Raw genomic sequence first — 18,028 nt, forward strand, 5'->3', positions numbered from 1 at the left:
TATACTCCTGTTAGAGAGAGATATTTTGTTCTGTTTTTGCATCAAAGATATGGCATTTATCCATATCAAATTTGAAATACACCTGACGATGCATGCTGTTGTTGATAATCGTCCGCGCTTCGTCTGACGGCATACGACTGGTCAACTCAAACCCATCAACCTTGATGTACATAAAGAACTCGTGGCCCATGTTTTCAGCACGGACCAGATCGCCCTGGAAGTGCCCGCCATCGAAAGGCGTTTCTGATACCGTGACGTATTCAGGGCGAACGCCGAAGCAGATATCTTTACCCACATAATTGCGGACTTTGTCCTGCTTGGACTGGTTCAAGCTCATGGTGTATTGGCCGACCTGCAGTGAGATCTGACCGTTTTCTTCCAACAGTTTGCCCGGCTTGATGTTCATTTCCGGCGCACCGATAAAACCGGCGACAAACATGTTTTTCGGGAAGTGATACAGGTTATCCGGTGTATCTACCTGCATGATGTGACCCAGCTTCATGACGCAAATGCGATCGCCCATCGTCATGGCTTCGGTCTGGTCATGGGTCACGTAGACGCTGGTCGCGGGATGCCCACTCTTTTTCAACTGTTTATGCAGATCCGAGATACGGATACGCATTGAGGCACGTAGCTTGGCATCCAGGTTGGAGAGTGGTTCATCGAACAGGAATACATCCGGTTTTTTCACGATAGCGCGGCCTACCGCCACACGCTGCGCCTGACCGCCGGATAGCTGGCGCGGCAGGCGATCCATCAATTCTTCCAGTTCCAGAATTTTGGCTGCTTCATTCACCTGCGCTTCGATCTTGTCTTTCGGCATCTTGCTGAGTTTCAGGCCGAAGGCCAGGTTTTCACGAACCGTCATGTGCGGGTAGAGCGCGTAGTTCTGGAACACCATCGCGATACCGCGATCTTTCGGTGCCAGATTGTTGACGATCTTGTCGCCGATACGAACTTCACCGCCGCTGATGGTTTCCAGACCGGCCAGCATGCGCAGGGTAGTGGATTTGGCACAACCAGACGGCCCGACGATGACCATGAACTCGCCGTCTTTGATTGTCAGGTCGATACCGTGGACTGCTTTGAAACCGTTGGAGTAAACTTTTTCCAGTTTGTTGAAAATGACTTCAGCCATGATAAATCCTCTATTAACCTTTAATGCCGCTGCTGGTAACGCCCTGAACGAAGTAGCGCTGCGCCATGAAGAAAATGATGATGGACGGCAGAATGGAGATGCTCGCCATTGCCAGAATTTCGTTCCACGGTGCGCCTTCTGTCACGTCGATAGACATTTTTAACGCCAGCGCAATCGGGTATTTGTCGACGCTGTAAACGTAAATCAGCGGACCGATAAAGTCGTTCATTGACCACATGAACTGGAACAGTGCGACAGAGATAATGGCCGGTTTCAGAATCGGCACCACGACATACCACAGTACCTGCCAGGAGTTGCAGCCATCGATCTGTGCGGCTTCTTCCATGTCACGCGGTACACCACGCAGGAACTGAATCAGCATGAAGACAAAGAATCCCTGGGTGGCGAACGCGACCGGTACATACAACGGCAGGTAGCTGTTCAGCATGCCCATTTCACGGAACATGATGTACTGCGGAATCAACAAAACAGTACTTGGCAACAGCATGGTGCCGATCAGCGTGGCGAACCAAAAGTTCTTCCACGGAATCTCGAACCGGGCAAAGCCGTAAGCCACGATGGTGGAAGAAATGACCGTCAACACCACCTTCGGAATCACATACTTGAAGGTATTGATCATGTAGTGACCAAAGTTGTATTCGGTACCGGTTTTCCAGCCATTGATAAAACCATCCCAGGTGGCGTGTGTCGGCCACAGACTGAGGGTCGTGAAAATCTCATGGTTCGGTTTGAACGACGCTGAGAACATCCACGCCAGCGGGTAGAGCATCAGGATGCCGACGGCCAGCAAAATGATGTAGCGGATGCTGGCACTGATTTTTTCACGGCGCAGCGTGCGGCGAACTTCTTCTGCAGCGATGTCCTGCGCAGACAGTGGAGAATGAATATCAGCCATTTTTTCCTCCTTTATCGGCGGAATAGAACACCCAGTATTTAGACGATTTGAAGGAGATAGCGGCGAAGACGGCTACCACCAGGAACAGCACCCATGCCAGCGCGGCACCGTACCCCATATCGAAATACTTGAACGCCGTATCGTAGATATAGAGCGAGAACAGATAGGTGTAGTGGGTTGGACCACCGCCAGTAATCACATAGGGCGCGGTAAACTCCTGGAACGCCTGCGTTGTCTGCATGATGAAGTTGAAGAAGATAACCGGCGTAATCAGCGGTACGGTAACCTTCAGGAACATCTGCCATTTCGAGGCACCATCGATCATCGCCGCTTCATATTGGGATTGCGGCACGTTCTGTAGAGCAGCCAGGAAGATAACCATCGCGGAACCGAACTGCCAAACACGCAGTAAGGTAACCGACATTAACGCCAGTGAGGGCTCGCCCAGCCAGTTAACCGGGTCTAAACCGAAGACGCCGATAAAGCTATTCAGTAACCCATCAATGGCGAACAGTGCGCGCCACAATACGGCGATAGCCACGCTGCTACCGAGAATTGACGGCACATAATAAGCGGTACGGAAAAAACCGATGCCACGTAACTTGAAGTTCAGCACGAAGGCGATAAGCAGTGCGAAAATCAGTTTTAGCGGAATAGTCAGGAACACATAAGCAAACGTCACTCCCATGGATTTCCAGAAAAGATCGTCCTCCATAAACATCCGGTGGTAATTTTCCAGACCGGTGAAGGTGGGTGGACTCATTAAATCGTATTCAGTAAAACTGAGTACGAACGATGAAAGAAAGGGAAAAGCGGTAAAGACTATCAGCCCTATTATATAGGGGGAGATATAAGCTAACCCCAGCATTCTGTTTTCATTCATAATGCTTACCTACTTTTGTAATGGTGAGTCTGTAAAAATAAAATCAATGAATTAGTTTTTCTGGGTAAATAAACTCCGTGTCATAAATAACCCGGCTTTCTCCATTAATCCGATAATCGCCATGGATATATCCCCCTTGGGTTAATATCGTAGGAATTTCCTGCCATTTATTTCTGCAGGCGGCGATCAACGTCAACAGAATGGCAGGGAAGGGATCATCAAGGCGTACATAACGATGGTGTTCAGAGCGCACAAATAAACCGTGGTGGAAATGGCGCTTAAATAAAATTTCCGCCATTTGCCAGGCATATTCAGCCCATTGTGCCGATTGCTGGGTGTGCGCCAGTTCGGTAATTGCCAACAACAGGAAAGGTGAGGCAGATTGATGAAAGCCTTCTTTTTCCAGTCGTGACAACATCGTCATGATCAACGTATACAGGTCGCTATCATTACTCAGACGCCAGGCGCGGACTAATGGCAGCAGATAATCGCCTTCCAGTGGAAACGGCTTTAACACCGTACCGGCCTTGCCGTAGTAGCCATCGCGTTTGAAGCAGTAGCCGGTCATGTCCTGGCCGTCGTTCCACATTGGTCGCAGGCTATTGCTGTCGACATCGTAAGCGTATTGGTAGTAGTTTTTCAGACCAGTGATGACCCAAGTGAGCGTTTCGGCGTCAGGGCGGTGTTGTAAAATATCGAGCATCGCCAGCGGGTTATCGATCAGTAATGGCCGCATGTCGCGGAACAACACGTTCGCTTCACGGGCAATGGCACCAAATTCCGGACCAAACTGCCTCTGCGCGCGGTCGCCGAACCAGGACTGGGTTTGATTGTCATCAGTTGGCACGGGCTGGCGCTGCAATGGCGAACTGAATTGGTAAACCGGCATACCGGTTTCCGGGTTACGCGCCAACACATACTGGCGGTAGAGGTGTTTACCCCAATCAGCCGCGTGAGTATCACCGCTGTGGCGAGCATAAGCGAAAGCGGCATAGATCAGGTCAGTACCGGCATTCACGAAGGTTAGCCCTTTGGTTAACGGGAGCTCCGGCCACCTGGCAGGGTCGACGACATCATGCCGGGCATGTTTAAAGACCTGGGAATCACGTACCTTGGCGTAATCGCCGTGGCGTCCTAAATCCAGACTATCCCAATTTTCTACATGTGCGTTCCAGAATCCCTGAATAAAATGATGGGTTTTCTCAGGGTTGACCTGATACAGGAATTCGTAATAGGGAAGGTGGTGTTTTAATTCATGTACCAGAGATTTTGATTCTGGCCCTTCACTGGCTAATGTGTCGAGATGAATAAAACGATGGCCGCCCCAGTAAAAAAGCCCGCTATTTTCATCGACAAAGTGGTCTAGAAAATATTCACACTGAGCAAAGGCGGACTGGCGATATTTTTCTGTTTCTGTGACTGCGCTCATGGATATTAATAAACGCAGCCAATTTTGCTGACTGGCGAAGTTAGAGATCGGCGCGTCATGACCATCGGGAAACCGCCAGACAACAGGAGATTGTGTTTTTATCTCAAATCCGTCAGCCAATAACGGCGTGGGATTGACCGCGCTGTGAGCGTATTGCTGAATCTTTTCAATGTGGCTGTTAATCGCCGATAACCACTGGTCGATTTGCCATTTTCTGCTGGTGTTCAAATCAGTAAAAATACTCATGGACTACCTTCTTGCAGAACTGGAAGAAACAGTTCCTTATAAATAGAAACATTGTTTTGATTGATTATATTGCCCAAGTTATATTTTCGTCATGTGCTCAGTATCGAAAGTGTGATCAAAGTCGGAACGTTGTTTTGAAAATTTTTTATGGAGAATTTGGAAACCGGGCGGGAAGGAATGGAAAGAATAACTTGCTGATAGATAAAAGAAAGGCACAATACTATATTGTGCCTTTGTCCATAAAGAGATTTTGTGGAAAATTAGCGAGCCAGCCAGCCGCCGTCGACTGCAATGGTGTAACCGTTCACATAATCGGAGGCGCTGGATGCCAGGAACACGGCCGGGCCTTGCAAATCCTGTGGCAGACCCCAGCGGCCAGCCGGGATACGATCCAGAATTTCTTTGCTGCGGTCTTGGTCAGCACGCAACTGTTGGGTGTTGTTGGTTGCCATGTAACCAGGGGCGATAGCGTTTACATTAATATTGTGTTTTGCCCATTCGTTGGCCAGCAGGCGAGTGATCCCCATGACGGCGCTCTTGGATGCGGTGTAAGACGGTACGCGGATGCCACCCTGGAAAGACAGCATGGAGGCGATATTAATAATTTTACCGCCATGACCCTGTTTGATGAACTGACGGGCAACAGTCTGTGACATGAAGAACACGCTCTTGATGTTCAGATTCATCACATCGTCCCAGTTCTTTTCACTGAACTCGATGGCGTCTTCACGGCGGATGATGCCAGCGTTGTTAACCAGAATGTCCACTTTACCGAACTCAGCAACGGCTTTTTCCACCAGTGCAGCATGACCAGAGATATCGCTCATATCAGCGGTCAGACTGAGGAAACGACGGCCTGTGGCAGTAACTTTTTCGATGGTTTCTTTCGGCTCAACGATGTTGACGCCGACGATGTCACAGCCTGCTTCTGCCAGACCGACAGCCATACCCTGACCCAGACCGGTATCACAACCCGTGATCAGTGCCACTTTGCCCTGTAAATTGAATGCATCTAGAATCATAGCTTTAATCTCTCTGTAAACGACATGTTTTGTCGTGAGCTTGTTACTGTAGGGAAATACCGGTTATACCCGTCATTTTTCAGGTTGCCGCTCGAGTGGCTGCGTTCACCATCCCCACTACGGGACACGGATTTGCCCGCTTGCCGCTTTCCTGCAACGCGAAATCTGGTGAGTAAGCCGCTAGCGCAATTCGCTAACTTTGACGTGATCCATGTCTGAGAAAACCTGATTCTCGCCAACCATACCCCAGATAAAGGTGTAGCGTTTGGTGCCTACACCAGAATGAATCGACCAGCTCGGCGAAATCACCGCCTGTTCGTTGTGAACCAAAATATGACGCGTTTCCTGTGGTTGCCCCATCATGTGAAACACGGCCGTTTCCTCGTCCATATCAAAATAGAAATACACCTCCATACGGCGCTCATGGGTATGACACGGCATGGTGTTCCACAGGCTGCCTTCCGCCAGTTTGGTCAGACCCATTGTGAGCTGGCAGGTCGGTAACACATCAGGAACGATATATTTGTTGATGGTACGACGGTTGCTGGTCGCGTCATCCCCGATGGTTTGGGGAGAAGCATCAGCCGCGGTAATCTTGCGTGTTGGATAAGTGGTGTGCGCAGGTGCGCTGTTATAGTAGAAGCGCGCCGGGGCGGATGGGTCTACGCTGGTAAAATGGATATCCCGTGCGCCTTTGCCGATGTAAATCGCTTCTTCGTGACCAATTTCATAGCGCTCGCCGTCAACGCTGACTACACCGTTGCCGCCGATATTGATGGCGCCCAATTCACGACGCTCAAGGAAGTAGCTGACGCCCAATTGTTTCCCCACGTCTTCGCCTATCGTCACCACCTGATGGACGGGCATAACGCCGCCTACGATGATTCTGTCAATATGGCTATACGTCATGGTACAGGCGTCTGCATCAAAAACGCGTTCGATCAGAAATTCGCGTCGCAGGCCAGCAGTATCAAGCTGGCGGGCGTGGTCGCTGTGGATGCTCTGACGGACTTGCATGGTTGCTCCTCGCTTTCAGATAGACATCAGGCCGAGGCCTGACAGGAAAGCGCCGGGCGGAACAGGTCACCTTGCGTGGCAGTGACAACGTCACCTGAACCTTTTTTGCCCGGTTCTTTCGTGTTATGGCGCGATAATAGTGTGGTTGAGATGTGAATTCAATAAAAATGAAATAATGTTTTATTTATTTCTTGAGAGACGTCATGGTTTTGCTTATTTTATGTTTAATCTGATGCGGTTGTTACTAGAATAGCGGCATGACCCCTTTGTGTTACCTTGTTCACATCAGGGAAGCACGTTGTATTATCTTTGAGGAGAAAGCATGAGAAGGTACTTTATTGACGACGAAACGCCGTGGGAAGAACTGGGCGGCGGTATCAAACGTAAAATCATCACCTGGAGTGATGAGCTGATGATGGTGTGCGTTCATTTTGCCAAAGGCGCTATCGGTACGCCGCATACGCACGACATCCATGATCAGATAGCCTATGTCGCGGCAGGTAGCTTCGAAGTGGTGATCGAAGGTGAAAAGCGCATTCTCAAAACTGGCGATGCTTACATGGCGGTGAAGCATGAAATGCACGGTGTGGTATCGCTGGAAGAAGGCAGCGTACTGATTGACACCTTCTCGCCAAAACGTGCCGATTTCCTCTAAGTTTTTCGCATAATCTGCGCTCTTCGATTTATTTTCTTCTATTAATTAAGGTGTCGGCGATGGCGTCGACACCTTGCTTATATCCTGTTCTTATGTTCTGCTTCTCATCGTCAGGATGGCTATCGTGGTCAAAAATAGGTAGCCGGGTGGCCGGGAAAGAAAACGTTGACTCTGTTAAAACCTGAAGTACCCTGCTAACGGGTTTTATGGGTCTACACTTTTTTGCCCACCGTGGCACTGGGCGTGACGTCACGCACAAGGGGAACACATGACGTATCAACAGGCTGGCCTTTTTGCCGTGATTAAGCGTATTACGGGGTGGGTCGTCTTCCTTCCTGCTTTGTTATCGACCATTATCTCGCTGGCCAATCTCGTCCATGCTTTTACTGAGAAAAAGCAGGGGATCAATGGTGTGATGCAGGACTTCTTACATCTTATTGTTGAGGTGCTGCGTTTCAATACACCGTTTTTAAACCTCTTTTGGTACAACTCACCGGTGCCTGATTTTGGTCGTTTGTCGTCACCTGCTACCGTGATGTTTTGGTTGATTTATGTGCTGATGTTTGTTGGTCTGGCGCTGCAGGTGTCTGGTTCCCGTTTGTCCCGCCAGGTAAAGCATATCCGGGAAGGGTTGGAAGACCAGCTGATTCTGGAGAAAGTTAAAGGGGATGAAGGCAAAACACGTGAGGAACTGGAGTCGCGTGTAGATCTGCCTCGACATACGATTTTGTTGCAATTCTTTCCGCTATATATCCTGCCAGTTGTCGTTGGCGTCATTGGTTACCTGACGCTGAAAGTCGTTGGCATACTGGGGTGAGCTTACCGGGGCCTGTGTTGCCCCGGTATCGAGTCTGATTGTCCGCGTACGGCAACTAACGCCGATAGCAATCAACCAGTTGTGTATTATAACAACTGATGTTCTATCGCCTGTTGAGCCGTTACCACGTGTTTGCCGCCAAACAGGTTCGCCCGATTAAGCAAATAGTAAATTTGATAGATTGGCTGTCGTTCAACGAAATCCTTTTCCAGCGGCCAGATGCTTTGGTAACCATCGTAAATTTGCGGCGGTAATTCAGGGTGTAGCGGCAGCATCGCCAAATCGCACTCTCTGTCTCCCCAGTAACAGGCGGGGTCAAACAGGTAATAACCTTGCTCGGTGTTAAGGGTATTTCCAGACCATAAATCACCATGCAGCAACGACGGCTGTGGATGATGACCGCACAGGCGTTTTTCCACCAGCGCAATCAGTGCATCGATATCACCAAAATGCAGCCCTTTCTCTGCCGCTAGCTGTAGCTGCCAACCGATGCGTTGTTCGGCAAAAAAGCTGGACCAGCGGCGCTGCCAGGCATTGGGTTGGGGGGTGGTCGAGAGGTCATTATCGAAATCGAGTCCAAACTGCGGTTGCTCGCTCCATTGATGCAACTGTGCCAACTGCTGCCCCAGCCGCCAGGCATCGTGGGCGGATGCTGGTTTGGGGACTAAGTATTCCAGCAGTAGAAAGCTGTAATCACGGTTGCTGCCGACACCATAAACAGCCGGTACCTGCACTGTTTGGCTACGCGCCAGGAGCTCCAGTTGCTCGGCTTCTGCCCGAAATTTGGTCAGTAATTCACGGGCATCGCATTTGACGAAAACATCATGCTGGCCGTAACGCAGATACCAGGCGGAATGAACTTCACCACCGGGTAATTCCCGCCGATCCAAGATATCACCGGGGCCAAGATGTTCTTCCAGCAGTTGCTCGATCGTCTGCCACATAGGTCACCTCCCGTTGATGTTGCCGATGTACCATTACGTTAGCGATTTATGCAGAGTAAAAACGGAATCTGGCGCACAGCTGGCAGCGTTATCGTTGCTACCGGAAATGAGGTTTGCAGATGTGCATCACCATGATGCAGAGACTGACCGGTCTGCCCCTCAGAAAAAGATGAACCCGCCGGTGCCGGTATAGACGTGAATGATTGGATAGCGGCGGTGAGGACACAATAACGCGCTGTGTCGGGGTTGTCACGATAGAGATCAAAAAACGAGCACACATCGGTAAATGAGCGCACGGAATAGTAAATTTGACGTGGGCTGAAGTTGTCTATTACTGGTTGATGCGCCAGAGGTTGATGCAGATTAATTTTTTATTCGGTGCAATATGTGATCACCTCGATTGAATGGGGGGATACCGGTAGAGTGAGAAATATAGCTCCGTAACATTTTTGATGCATTGAGAAATAAACAACAAAAGTCATCAAGTAATAATCGGGTATAAACATTTTTTCTGCGGTTAAAAAACAGAAATGAATCTGCAATACGATGGACATAAATCATGATTACATCATTTTTTTGCAAAAATAATGTAATCCCTGTTCTGGGTGTTGAATGTTGCCCCGGTAGAGCGGACGTTGCCAGTGTGCTGATTTATTACTCAGGCTAACACGTATCTCGCAACGTCAGGACAGCGGTGGTGGGCTATATGACGATACGGTTACCCATGTTCAGCATGTGTTTGCGTTCTGAGGGAGTCGATGCTCAGAATTATTTTTCATATCTATTTGCTATGTTTCATTATTATAAAAGCGGATAGTCACGATTAGAAATAGACGGTCTACAGTGCTATACGCCGAGTATAGGTGTCTTTCTTATTATAAAAGAGTAAAAAGAAAGCCTTAGTCACACTTTTGGTCAACAGTGTCTGGACAGCCACTACATCCTGTGATTGATGAGTAATATTATTTTTTTATGGCATAGTACATTCTGCAATAAGTCGATCATAGCGGCTTGCGTAATTGAAATACCGTGCACATAATCAAATGGTTGGATGTACCACAGAGAATGCTTTGGTGTATCAATATCCCGAGATATTGTAGAGTGGATATTAATGATACATTAAAGGTTCTAATTTGTGCGACATGTCCATTGCTGGTAAAAAATGGCTTGCCAACGATTACATAGTATGTAATAACGCATCTGGGTAAAACGAGGTACAGTTCTGTATATGAATGGCATTTTCAGTAAAGAAGTCTTGAGTACAAACGTTAGCGTTGAATACCACTTCTCTGCCGATCCTTATTTTAGTGCCTCAAGCAGTAACGACTCTGGTTTTTCTGTATAACGCCTTAGTGCGGTTTAAACTATTCAAGGAAACTTTGAAATGGCAAAGATTAAAGGTCAGGTTAAGTGGTTCAACGAGTCTAAAGGCTTCGGTTTCATTACTCCGGCTGATGGCAGCAAAGATGTGTTCGTACACTTCTCTGCAATTCAGGGCAACGGCTTCAAAACATTGGCTGAAGGCCAGAATGTTGAGTTCGAAATTCAGGATGGCCAGAAAGGTCCTTCTGCAGTGAATGTTGTTGCGCTGTAATTTCCAGCTCATGCCATAAAACCCGCCTTGTGCGGGTTTTTTGCTTTTCTCATCATCAAGAATGCTATGCAAAAATCCTCAGTGCCTTACCAATGCCCACTCTGTCATCAACCTTTGTACGCCGAATCCGGACGCTGGTCTTGCGGCAGACACCACTTTGATCGTGCACGGGAAGGGTATGTCAATTTACTGCCAGTGCAGTTCAAGCGCTCCAAACAGCCGGGGGACAGTGCCGAAATGATGCAGGCCCGCCGGGCTTTTCTTGATCATGGGCACTATCAGCCGCTGCGCGATCGGGTATCAGAGCGCCTGTCTTTCTGCATGCAGGGACTGCCGGGGGCATTATTGGATATTGGGTGTGGCGAGGGGTATTACACGGCCGCGCTGGCGGACAAACTCGCCCCTCAGCAGATGCCTGTTTATGGGCTGGATGTGTCTAAAGCGGCGATACAGCGAGCGGCAAAACGCTATCCCCAGGTCATGTTTTGTGTGGCCTCCAGCCAACGGCTGCCTTTTCAGGACAACTCTCTGGCTGCCGTATTGAAAATCTATGCGCCCTGCAATGGCGACGAGCTGGCGCGGGTTATTCAGCCTGGAGGAGGGGTGATGACCGTCTCTCCAGGGCCCAACCATTTATTGTCGCTCAAAGCGCGGGTCTACCAGGATGTCAAACCGCACCCTGAAATTGATGAAGTATTTCCGGGGTTTGTGCTGGAAACCGTCGAGCGGCTAGAGTATCGCATGTCGATGACGGGAACCGATGCCGCCAGTCTGTTACAGATGACACCATTTGCGTGGCGAGCGACGCCGGATGTTCGTGATGGATTAATGGCAGAATCGCAGTTTGCGTGTGAAACCGATTTTCTGATTCGATTTCACCGGCGCGAAGGCTGAAGTGCGTGGACTAACCAACGGGCGGCGGAAGCTGCCCGTTGGTGTATTTATCAGGCGAGATCGAGCAGGTGTTCGTAAAGAATATTGCAGCCAATGCCGATCAGCACCACGCCACCAAGGATTTCGGCTCGTTTACCCAGGATGGGGCCGACATATCGGCCAATCATCATGCCGATTGTCACCATGATCATGGTCGCGCAGCCGATGGCCATCGCGGTGTGGAAGATATTCACCTGCAGGAACGCCAACCCGACCCCAATCGCCATTGCATCCAGACTGGTGGCGACAGCAGTGCACACCAAAACGAACAGACTGTGTTTAGAGATTTTCTCGCAGTTACAGGCGTCTTCGCCTTTTAACCCTTGCACAATCATACGGCCGCCCAAAATAAGCAGCAGACTGAAAGCAACCCAATGGTCCCAGGCGAGAATAAAACGGCTGGCATAAAATCCGAGCGCCCAACCGATTAACGGCGTCAATGCCTCGACAAAACCGAAGATGAGACCGGTTCGTATGGCTTCGCGGAAACGGGGATTGTGCAGTGTGGCACCTTTACCAATAGACGCAGCAAACGCATCCATAGACATGCCAAAAGCAAGAATGAGTGTAGCGGATAAATTCATAATAAATGGCCTCGGCTGGGCAGTTCTCCATATCCACGTAATCCCCCCCCAACCAGACGACGGATCACGTGTCTATGGTCTCGCCTGCCAGTCTGGCCGCCCGTACCACGTTCAGTGAAGAACGAGTATGTTGATACGAGCATTCCTGAATGTGAGACATCAGGAATCGGCTACTCCCCAAGGACGGCGCAAAGATACCATATTATTCCTGCAGGGAACAACAATAAATAATATATGGGTTTAATTGAAATTGAGAATTATTTTCATCTTCAAGGGGGTTGAAACAATTGATGAAAATTAAAACAATGCTACCTGGTTAAAATAGCAACCAGATATATTAGGTTAATATGGGTTTCGATTTATTCGCAAAGCGAATTTATTTCATTTCATTGATTTTCAATCATAAAATTATATATTTTCTCTAAATCATCCAAATCATTGACCGCCACCAGTAGTCGCCTTTTTTCAAGCCCAATCACCAGAATGCCGTCTTCTGATAAATTCATATTTTTAATACGATGATAAGGAATATAGGTATTGGCATAAAAGAAACCCTGATCTTTGAAGAGTAATTTTGGGTAACGAATCATGGTCAGATATATCGCCATGAGTATGAGCGAAAAAAGCAGCAATGTCGTCAGGTAAGCGCCCTGCGTTGTGACATTCTTGTAGATGAGTATCGCCACCAATACGATAAAGATCAGCGCGTCCAGTCGATGCTTTCGTCGCAATTGCACCTTGAGCAGGGTATGACCATGCCGTCGACCCATGAGGAACTCATCGTAAATGGCGAACAACAGTGACAGGGCAATAGAGACCATCAGAACAACGTCGGTAAAAGTCATGTACAACTCCAATGGTGGTGAGAGGCGCTAAAAACAGTTTGGATGGTGAAAGTGACAAATATCGTCAGGAACGTAAGGCGATGACAGTTTAACGATCTCTCTGTCTAACAATACAAAAAATAACATGGCCGGGTTGCCCCGGCCGATTGCATCAGAGTCCCAATACGCCAATCCAGTAACCGATGATACCGATAACGAAAAAGCCGACAATCAACCACAGTGCATTCACTTTGCGGCGCAGAAGCCACATACAGCCAAACGTCAGCAGTAACGGCACTAAACCGGGCATCAATTGGTCAAGTATCGATTGCACCGTCGTGACGGTGGTATGCCCGTCCTGTCCGGTTACGCGCGATACCACCAATGGAATGTTAACGTGGGTCCATTTGTTGACTAGCGCCCCCATGACGAAGAGCCCCAGAATTGACGCCCCTTCAGTCATTTTTTGCAGCAAGCCGCCACCCATGTCACTCACGATATCCGCCCCTTTGCGGTAACCGTAAGCCACGCCGTAATAGCGCACTAACAGGCGCACCAGATTAAACAATACAAAAAACAGGATAGGGCCAAGCAGGCTGCCGCTCATGGCGATGCCAGCACCCAGCGCCGCGAAGACAGGGCGGGCTGTTCCCCAGAAGATCGGGTCACCTACACCGGCCAGCGGCCCCATCAACCCGACTTTCAGGCCGTTTATCGCCCCATCGTCGATCGGTGCGCCGTTGGCGCGCTGTTCTTCCATCGCCATTGTCACGCCCAGAACCGGGGCGGCGACAAACGGCTGTGTATTAAAAAACTCCAGATGGCGTTTAATCGCCTGTTTCCGTTCTTCCGAGTTTTCCGGGTAGAGGCGACGAATCACCGGTACCATGGAAAAGCAGAAGCCCAGGGCTTGCATGCGTTCAAAATTCCACGACCCCTGGAACAGGTTCGAGCGCAGGAACACAGCGCGAATATCGCTGGGAGTCAGTTTCTTTGTGGTGTCCACCATGGCTTGCTCTCCTGTTAATCCAGTTCGTTATCAAGGTCGTTGTTTGACGATGCAGCTGCTGCACCATGAGCTTTGTTGTATTTAGGGCTGAGTTGGATATACAGCACCGCCATAACAACACCGATGACACCCAGTGCGACCAGATTGAAATTAGTGAAAGCGGCGGTAACAAAGCCCAAATAGAAGAATGGCATCAGATAACCGGCGCGCATCATGTTGATTACCATCGCATAACCGACGACGACGATCATACCGCCGGCGATATTCAGCCCAGTGGTGACCACTTCGGGGATGGAAGAGAGCAGGCTGTGTACCGCTTCTGTCCCGACTGAAACGGCAACAATCACCGCAGGGATAGCAATACGCATGGCCTGCAACAGCAGGGCGGAAACGTGGATCCAACTGATAGCGGAAAGGTTACCGCGTTCGGCTGCGCTGTCAGCGGCATGCTGGAAGGCGACGGTGATAGTGCGCACAATAATGGTCAATACCTGACCTGCGGCGGCCAGCGGGATAGCCAGAGCGATCCCGGCACCGACGCTTTGGCCGCCAGCGATAACCAGAATGGTCGAGATGATAGAGGCGAGGGCCGCATCGGGTGCAACCGCCGCACCGATGTTCATCCAGCCTAATGCGATCATTTCCAGTGTACCGCCGATAATAATCCCGGTTTTAAGATCGCCCAGCACCAGCCCGATGAGGGTACAAGCCACCAGTGGCCGATGAAACTGGAATTCGTCGAGAATAGAACCCATACCTGAAATACAGGCCACAATAAATATCAGCACGATTTGAAGCGTGGTGATCTCCATGGTACTTCTCCTGTGAGAATAGTGGTCCGAACAATAACGTCGTTACGCGCTTCATTGCTCCGGAGGCGTCAACGCGGCACTTTAGTGATCAAATCCATCATATTGAGTTTGGTATCTGTCGATACCTTCCGGACTTCCAGCTCAATACCACGCGCATGGAGCTTGTTGAACGCGTCGATATCCTTGTCGTCAATCGATACCGCATTATTGACCTGGGTTTTGCCCTGACGGTAAGCCATCCCGCCGATATTGACCGACTTAATCTCGACGCCGCCTTCTACCAATCGCAGTACATCAGTTGGATTGGTAAACAACAACATTACACGGTCAGCTGCGTATTTCGGGTTATCGTAAACCCTGACAGCCTTAGCGACATCGACCACATGTGCAGAAACGCCGGGAGGCGCGACTTGAGTCAGTAGCGTTTTTCGCACGTTATCCGCCGCCACTTCGTCGCTGACTACAATAATCCGACTGACGTTGGTTTCTTTAGTCCAGCGAGTGGCGACTTGCCCATGAATCAGGCGGTCATCAATGCGAGCCAACCCGATTTTCATGTGTCCACCCGCTCCCGGCGGTGCGCTTGGCTTGGCGCTTACAGGGGCAGGGCGAGGCGCTTTTTCCGGTTCGGGGGCTTTCAGTGCTTTGACGCCAGCACGACCGGCCTCCAGGGCGATAGCAACCAGTTCGTCGAAGGCTGGGTTATCGTCGCGGGCCATAAATGTTTCGGCCAGCATGGGAATATTGACCCCGGTAATCACTTCGTGATTTTTCTTGTCATTCACCAGACGGCTGGCCGCGTTAAACGGGCTACCGCCCCAGGTATCGACCAGAAAAAGCACACCTTGCGAGGTGTCCAGTTCGGCTAGTTTCGCCTGATATTTTTCCATCAGGATTTCGGCGTTTTCGCCGGGAACAAAATCAATCCAACCAACGTTACTCTGTTCACCAAGAATCATTTCAGCTGTATTTAACAGCGGACCGGCCGTGGCGCCGTGAGTGCATAGTATGATGGCAATACTCACTTGCTCCCTCCTTTCAAGAATCACCGTTTTGTTGAGAGTGAAATCTGTCTGATTATCTGGATAAATTTCGTCACGTTTATCTGTGAGCGATATTCAGTATGGCTGCAATACCGTTTCTTGCCCGATTCTTTCCCGATATAGGGCACAAAAAGCGTGTAAGGGACGCATTACGCTGCTTTATGAATCGATTCAGGGCAGACTGACATCGGCAGGATTTATTTTAGGGGTCGAATAAATAAATTATGTGATATCGGTCGACAATCGGTGGCTGAATTGCACTGGTGATGGCTGTATTACGCGTGATGCGACCTGCTTCGCGGAGTCACAGAAAATCGTTGTGGAAAATAGCATTGACTCTGTTAAAGTTACTCTCCCTTTAATTACAGAGGAGTTACGGGTAAACGCCCTTCCTATGGACTGTCACCGACGATTCATTTCTTTTACTCCGGCGCTGGCCGGTGGTGTTCTTCAGCCAATAGGCCATTCAGGCCGTATTCAGCCTTGTACTGATATCTCTCTTTTTCTTTCGCTGCACAATGCGACGGCATTGATGTCGTTTGCTCGTTCATTTTCCGGAGTCTGACATGGAATTTTTGCTGGATCCCTCAATCTGGGCAGGCTTACTGACGCTGGTGGTACTCGAAATTGTATTGGGTATCGATAACCTGGTGTTCATCGCCATTCTGGCAGATAAACTGCCTGCCAGGCAGCGTGACAAGGCGCGTATCATCGGTTTATCGCTGGCGCTGTTGATGCGGCTTTGCCTGTTATCACTGATTTCCTGGATGGTAACACTGACTCGACCACTGTTTTTCGTCGGGCAGTTTAGCTTTTCGGGGCGCGATTTGATTTTACTGGCCGGGGGAATATTTTTGCTGTTCAAGGCAACGATGGAGTTGCATGAACGGCTGGAAAACCGCCCGCATGATCCCAATGCCAACCGTGCGCAGGCAAGTTTCTGGGCCGTAGTGGTACAGATTGTTATCCTGGATGCGGTGTTCTCGCTGGATGCGGTGATTACGGCGGTTGGTATGGTCAACCATCTCGGTGTGATGATGACCGCCGTGGTGATTGCGATGGCCATTATGCTGTTGGCATCGAAGCCGTTAACCCGTTTTGTGAACGCGCATCAAACCGTCGTTGTGCTTTGTCTGAGCTTCTTGCTGATGATTGGCTTGAGTCTGGTAGCGGAAGGATTTGGTTTCCATATCCCGAAAGGCTACCTGTACGCGGCGATCGGTTTTTCGATCATTATCGAACTGTTTAATCAGGTTGCCCGGCACAATTTCATCAAACACCAGTCTCACCGACCGATGCGTGAACGTACCGCCGAAGCGATTTTGCGTCTGATGGGGGCGCGCAAAGCGACCCATGATGAGGAAGAGCAGCCGCTGCAACAACCGGAAGAAACGTTTGCGGAAGAAGAACGCTACATGATAAGCGGGGTGTTGACGCTGGCTTCCCGTTCCCTGCGTAGTGTCATGACGCCGCGTACCGATATTTCCTGGGTGGACAGTGAACGGTCGGTGGAAGATATCCGCCTGCAATTACTGGATACGCCGCATAGCCTGTTTCCGGTGTGTCGGGGCTCGCTGGATGAACTGGTCGGTGTCGTGCGTGCCAAAGACTTGCTGGTCGCGTTGGAAGAGCATACCGATGTGGAGCAGTTTGCTGCCAACAACCCGCCGATCGTGGTGCCTGAAACATTGGATGTGATCAATCTGCTGCCGGTATTACGCCGGGCAAAAGGTAGTTTGGTGATCATTACTAATGAGTTTGGCGTGGTACAAGGGCTGGTTACGCCGCTGGATATTCTGGAGGCGATCGCTGGCGAATTCCCGGATGAAGATGAAACGCTGGATATCATCGAAGAGGGTGACGGCTGGCTGGTGCGAGGCGGTACTGACTTGCATTCGTTGCAGCAGGTGCTCAACGTGCAGGATCTGGTCGACCCGAAAGAGGATTATACCTCGCTGGCAGGATTGCTGTTGGCGCACAGTGATGAGTTCCCCAAAGTGGGTGACACACTGGAACTGCACCGGTTGCGTTTCCTGATTGTAGAAGCGACGGACTACCGTATTGAACTGGTTCGGGTGGTTCGCGTACCGGAAACGACGGCAGAAAGCGCTGTATAAGCCGTGTCGGCCGTATGATGTAACGCCCGCCGTTGTGGCGGGCGT

Annotated in this window: 18 protein-coding genes and 1 riboswitch; of the genes, 6 read left to right on the top strand and 12 right to left on the bottom strand. The window is 49.9% G+C overall.

The genetic code is table 11. The features are described from left to right. Positions 1 to 10: 10 nt before the first annotated feature. The 6 genes from DZE2538_RS08860 to kduI all read right to left on the bottom strand — a co-directional run bounded on the left by DZE2538_RS08860 (position 11) and on the right by kduI (position 6,651). Positions 11 to 1,138 (bottom strand): ABC transporter ATP-binding protein, encoded by a 1,128-nt coding sequence (locus DZE2538_RS08860; RefSeq protein WP_012884635.1) that lies wholly within the window; start codon positions 1,136 to 1,138, stop codon positions 11 to 13. A gap of 13 nt (positions 1,139 to 1,151) precedes the next feature. Continuing rightward, a complete protein-coding gene (locus tag DZE2538_RS08865; RefSeq protein ID WP_012884636.1) occupies positions 1,152 to 2,054 on the bottom strand; it encodes a carbohydrate ABC transporter permease in 903 nt (300 codons plus the stop codon). Beyond that, positions 2,047 to 2,937 (bottom strand): carbohydrate ABC transporter permease, encoded by an 891-nt coding sequence (locus DZE2538_RS08870; protein ID WP_012769686.1) that lies wholly within the window; start codon positions 2,935 to 2,937, stop codon positions 2,047 to 2,049. The genes DZE2538_RS08865 and DZE2538_RS08870 overlap by 8 nt, the downstream gene beginning before the upstream one ends. Positions 2,938 to 2,980: 43 nt before the next feature. Beyond that, positions 2,981 to 4,612, bottom strand: a complete 1,632-nt coding sequence (gene pelW / locus DZE2538_RS08875) for a pectate disaccharide-lyase PelW (RefSeq protein WP_038916132.1) — start codon at positions 4,610 to 4,612, stop codon at positions 2,981 to 2,983. Between the two features lie 260 nt (positions 4,613 to 4,872). Continuing rightward, on the bottom strand, positions 4,873 to 5,634 hold the full coding sequence (kduD, locus tag DZE2538_RS08880; RefSeq protein WP_012884638.1) for a 2-dehydro-3-deoxy-D-gluconate 5-dehydrogenase KduD: 762 nt from the start codon (positions 5,632 to 5,634) through the stop codon (positions 4,873 to 4,875). A 180-nt stretch (positions 5,635 to 5,814) separates the two neighbouring features. Next, entirely contained in the window at positions 5,815 to 6,651 is an 837-nt protein-coding gene (gene kduI / locus DZE2538_RS08885; RefSeq protein ID WP_038913906.1) for a 5-dehydro-4-deoxy-D-glucuronate isomerase, read from the bottom strand. 322 nt (positions 6,652 to 6,973) lie between these two features. Here kduI and DZE2538_RS08890 point away from each other — a divergent pair, with 322 nt between their 5' ends. Both DZE2538_RS08890 and DZE2538_RS08895 read left to right on the top strand, forming a co-directional pair. Further along, the gene (locus DZE2538_RS08890; RefSeq protein WP_019845568.1) at positions 6,974 to 7,306 is read left to right on the top strand and encodes a cupin domain-containing protein; all 333 of its coding nucleotides are present in this window, start codon (positions 6,974 to 6,976) and stop codon (positions 7,304 to 7,306) included. A 268-nt stretch (positions 7,307 to 7,574) separates the two neighbouring features. Beyond that, positions 7,575 to 8,123, top strand: a complete 549-nt coding sequence (locus tag DZE2538_RS08895; protein WP_038916133.1) for a YniB family protein — start codon at positions 7,575 to 7,577, stop codon at positions 8,121 to 8,123. A gap of 86 nt (positions 8,124 to 8,209) precedes the next feature. Here the strand turns inward: DZE2538_RS08895 and DZE2538_RS08900 are convergent, their stop codons facing one another. Continuing rightward, positions 8,210 to 9,067, bottom strand: a complete 858-nt coding sequence (locus DZE2538_RS08900) for a fructosamine kinase family protein (protein WP_023639600.1) — start codon at positions 9,065 to 9,067, stop codon at positions 8,210 to 8,212. 1,228 nt (positions 9,068 to 10,295) lie between these two features. Between DZE2538_RS08900 and DZE2538_RS20340 the strand changes: the two genes are divergently transcribed. From DZE2538_RS20340 to rlmA, 3 genes are all read left to right on the top strand, one after another. After that, positions 10,296 to 10,412 carry a DUF2627 domain-containing protein gene (locus DZE2538_RS20340; protein WP_071526204.1) on the top strand — a complete coding sequence of 39 codons (117 nt, stop codon included), beginning with the start codon at positions 10,296 to 10,298 and terminating at the stop codon, positions 10,410 to 10,412. A 39-nt stretch (positions 10,413 to 10,451) separates the two neighbouring features. Beyond that, the gene (cspE, locus tag DZE2538_RS08905; protein WP_012769694.1) at positions 10,452 to 10,661 is read left to right on the top strand and encodes a transcription antiterminator/RNA stability regulator CspE; all 210 of its coding nucleotides are present in this window, start codon (positions 10,452 to 10,454) and stop codon (positions 10,659 to 10,661) included. An 81-nt stretch (positions 10,662 to 10,742) separates the two neighbouring features. Beyond that, the gene (rlmA, locus tag DZE2538_RS08910) at positions 10,743 to 11,555 is read left to right on the top strand and encodes a 23S rRNA (guanine(745)-N(1))-methyltransferase (RefSeq protein ID WP_038917152.1); all 813 of its coding nucleotides are present in this window, start codon (positions 10,743 to 10,745) and stop codon (positions 11,553 to 11,555) included. 50 nt (positions 11,556 to 11,605) lie between these two features. Here rlmA and mntP read toward each other — a convergent pair whose 3' ends face one another. From mntP to manX, 5 genes are all read right to left on the bottom strand, one after another. Then, positions 11,606 to 12,178, bottom strand: a complete 573-nt coding sequence (gene mntP / locus DZE2538_RS08915; protein WP_038904261.1) for a manganese efflux pump MntP — start codon at positions 12,176 to 12,178, stop codon at positions 11,606 to 11,608. Between the two features lie 7 nt (positions 12,179 to 12,185). After that, positions 12,186 to 12,369, bottom strand: a riboswitch (yybP-ykoY riboswitch). A 195-nt stretch (positions 12,370 to 12,564) separates the two neighbouring features. Beyond that, complete coding sequence (locus DZE2538_RS08920) at positions 12,565 to 13,023, bottom strand: DUF986 family protein (RefSeq protein ID WP_038916134.1); 459 nt, start codon at positions 13,021 to 13,023, stop codon at positions 12,565 to 12,567. Between the two features lie 151 nt (positions 13,024 to 13,174). Continuing rightward, the gene (locus tag DZE2538_RS08925) at positions 13,175 to 14,011 is read right to left on the bottom strand and encodes a PTS mannose transporter subunit IID (protein ID WP_016941443.1); all 837 of its coding nucleotides are present in this window, start codon (positions 14,009 to 14,011) and stop codon (positions 13,175 to 13,177) included. Positions 14,012 to 14,025: 14 nt separating this feature from the next. After that, positions 14,026 to 14,823, bottom strand: a complete 798-nt coding sequence (locus tag DZE2538_RS08930) for a PTS mannose/fructose/sorbose transporter subunit IIC (protein WP_016941442.1) — start codon at positions 14,821 to 14,823, stop codon at positions 14,026 to 14,028. 68 nt (positions 14,824 to 14,891) lie between these two features. Next, the gene (gene manX / locus DZE2538_RS08935) at positions 14,892 to 15,848 is read right to left on the bottom strand and encodes a PTS mannose transporter subunit IIAB (protein WP_019845571.1); all 957 of its coding nucleotides are present in this window, start codon (positions 15,846 to 15,848) and stop codon (positions 14,892 to 14,894) included. A 584-nt stretch (positions 15,849 to 16,432) separates the two neighbouring features. On the opposite strand from manX, the gene DZE2538_RS08940 reads away from it, so the two are divergent. After that, positions 16,433 to 17,983, top strand: a complete 1,551-nt coding sequence (locus tag DZE2538_RS08940) for a TerC family protein (protein ID WP_019845572.1) — start codon at positions 16,433 to 16,435, stop codon at positions 17,981 to 17,983. Positions 17,984 to 18,028: the final 45 nt, after the last annotated feature.

Source organism: Dickeya zeae NCPPB 2538 (genome assembly GCF_000406165.1).
In the GTDB taxonomy this organism is placed as follows: Bacteria; Pseudomonadota; Gammaproteobacteria; order Enterobacterales; family Enterobacteriaceae; genus Dickeya; species Dickeya zeae.

Coding starts and splice junctions, on each gene's coding strand:
- DZE2538_RS08860 (WP_012884635.1), bottom strand. CDS start 1,138: ATGGCTGAAGTCATTTTCAACAAACTGGAAAAAGTTTACTCCAACGGT.
- DZE2538_RS08865 (WP_012884636.1), bottom strand. CDS start 2,054: ATGGCTGATATTCATTCTCCACTGTCTGCGCAGGACATCGCTGCAGAA.
- DZE2538_RS08870 (WP_012769686.1), bottom strand. CDS start 2,937: ATGAATGAAAACAGAATGCTGGGGTTAGCTTATATCTCCCCCTATATA.
- pelW (WP_038916132.1), bottom strand. CDS start 4,612: ATGAGTATTTTTACTGATTTGAACACCAGCAGAAAATGGCAAATCGAC.
- kduD (WP_012884638.1), bottom strand. CDS start 5,634: ATGATTCTAGATGCATTCAATTTACAGGGCAAAGTGGCACTGATCACG.
- kduI (WP_038913906.1), bottom strand. CDS start 6,651: ATGCAAGTCCGTCAGAGCATCCACAGCGACCACGCCCGCCAGCTTGAT.
- DZE2538_RS08890 (WP_019845568.1), top strand. CDS start 6,974: ATGAGAAGGTACTTTATTGACGACGAAACGCCGTGGGAAGAACTGGGC.
- DZE2538_RS08895 (WP_038916133.1), top strand. CDS start 7,575: ATGACGTATCAACAGGCTGGCCTTTTTGCCGTGATTAAGCGTATTACG.
- DZE2538_RS08900 (WP_023639600.1), bottom strand. CDS start 9,067: ATGTGGCAGACGATCGAGCAACTGCTGGAAGAACATCTTGGCCCCGGT.
- DZE2538_RS20340 (WP_071526204.1), top strand. CDS start 10,296: ATGAATGGCATTTTCAGTAAAGAAGTCTTGAGTACAAACGTTAGCGTT.
- cspE (WP_012769694.1), top strand. CDS start 10,452: ATGGCAAAGATTAAAGGTCAGGTTAAGTGGTTCAACGAGTCTAAAGGC.
- mntP (WP_038904261.1), bottom strand. CDS start 12,178: ATGAATTTATCCGCTACACTCATTCTTGCTTTTGGCATGTCTATGGAT.
- DZE2538_RS08920 (WP_038916134.1), bottom strand. CDS start 13,023: ATGACTTTTACCGACGTTGTTCTGATGGTCTCTATTGCCCTGTCACTG.
- DZE2538_RS08925 (WP_016941443.1), bottom strand. CDS start 14,011: ATGGTGGACACCACAAAGAAACTGACTCCCAGCGATATTCGCGCTGTG.
- DZE2538_RS08930 (WP_016941442.1), bottom strand. CDS start 14,823: ATGGAGATCACCACGCTTCAAATCGTGCTGATATTTATTGTGGCCTGT.
- DZE2538_RS08940 (WP_019845572.1), top strand. CDS start 16,433: ATGGAATTTTTGCTGGATCCCTCAATCTGGGCAGGCTTACTGACGCTG.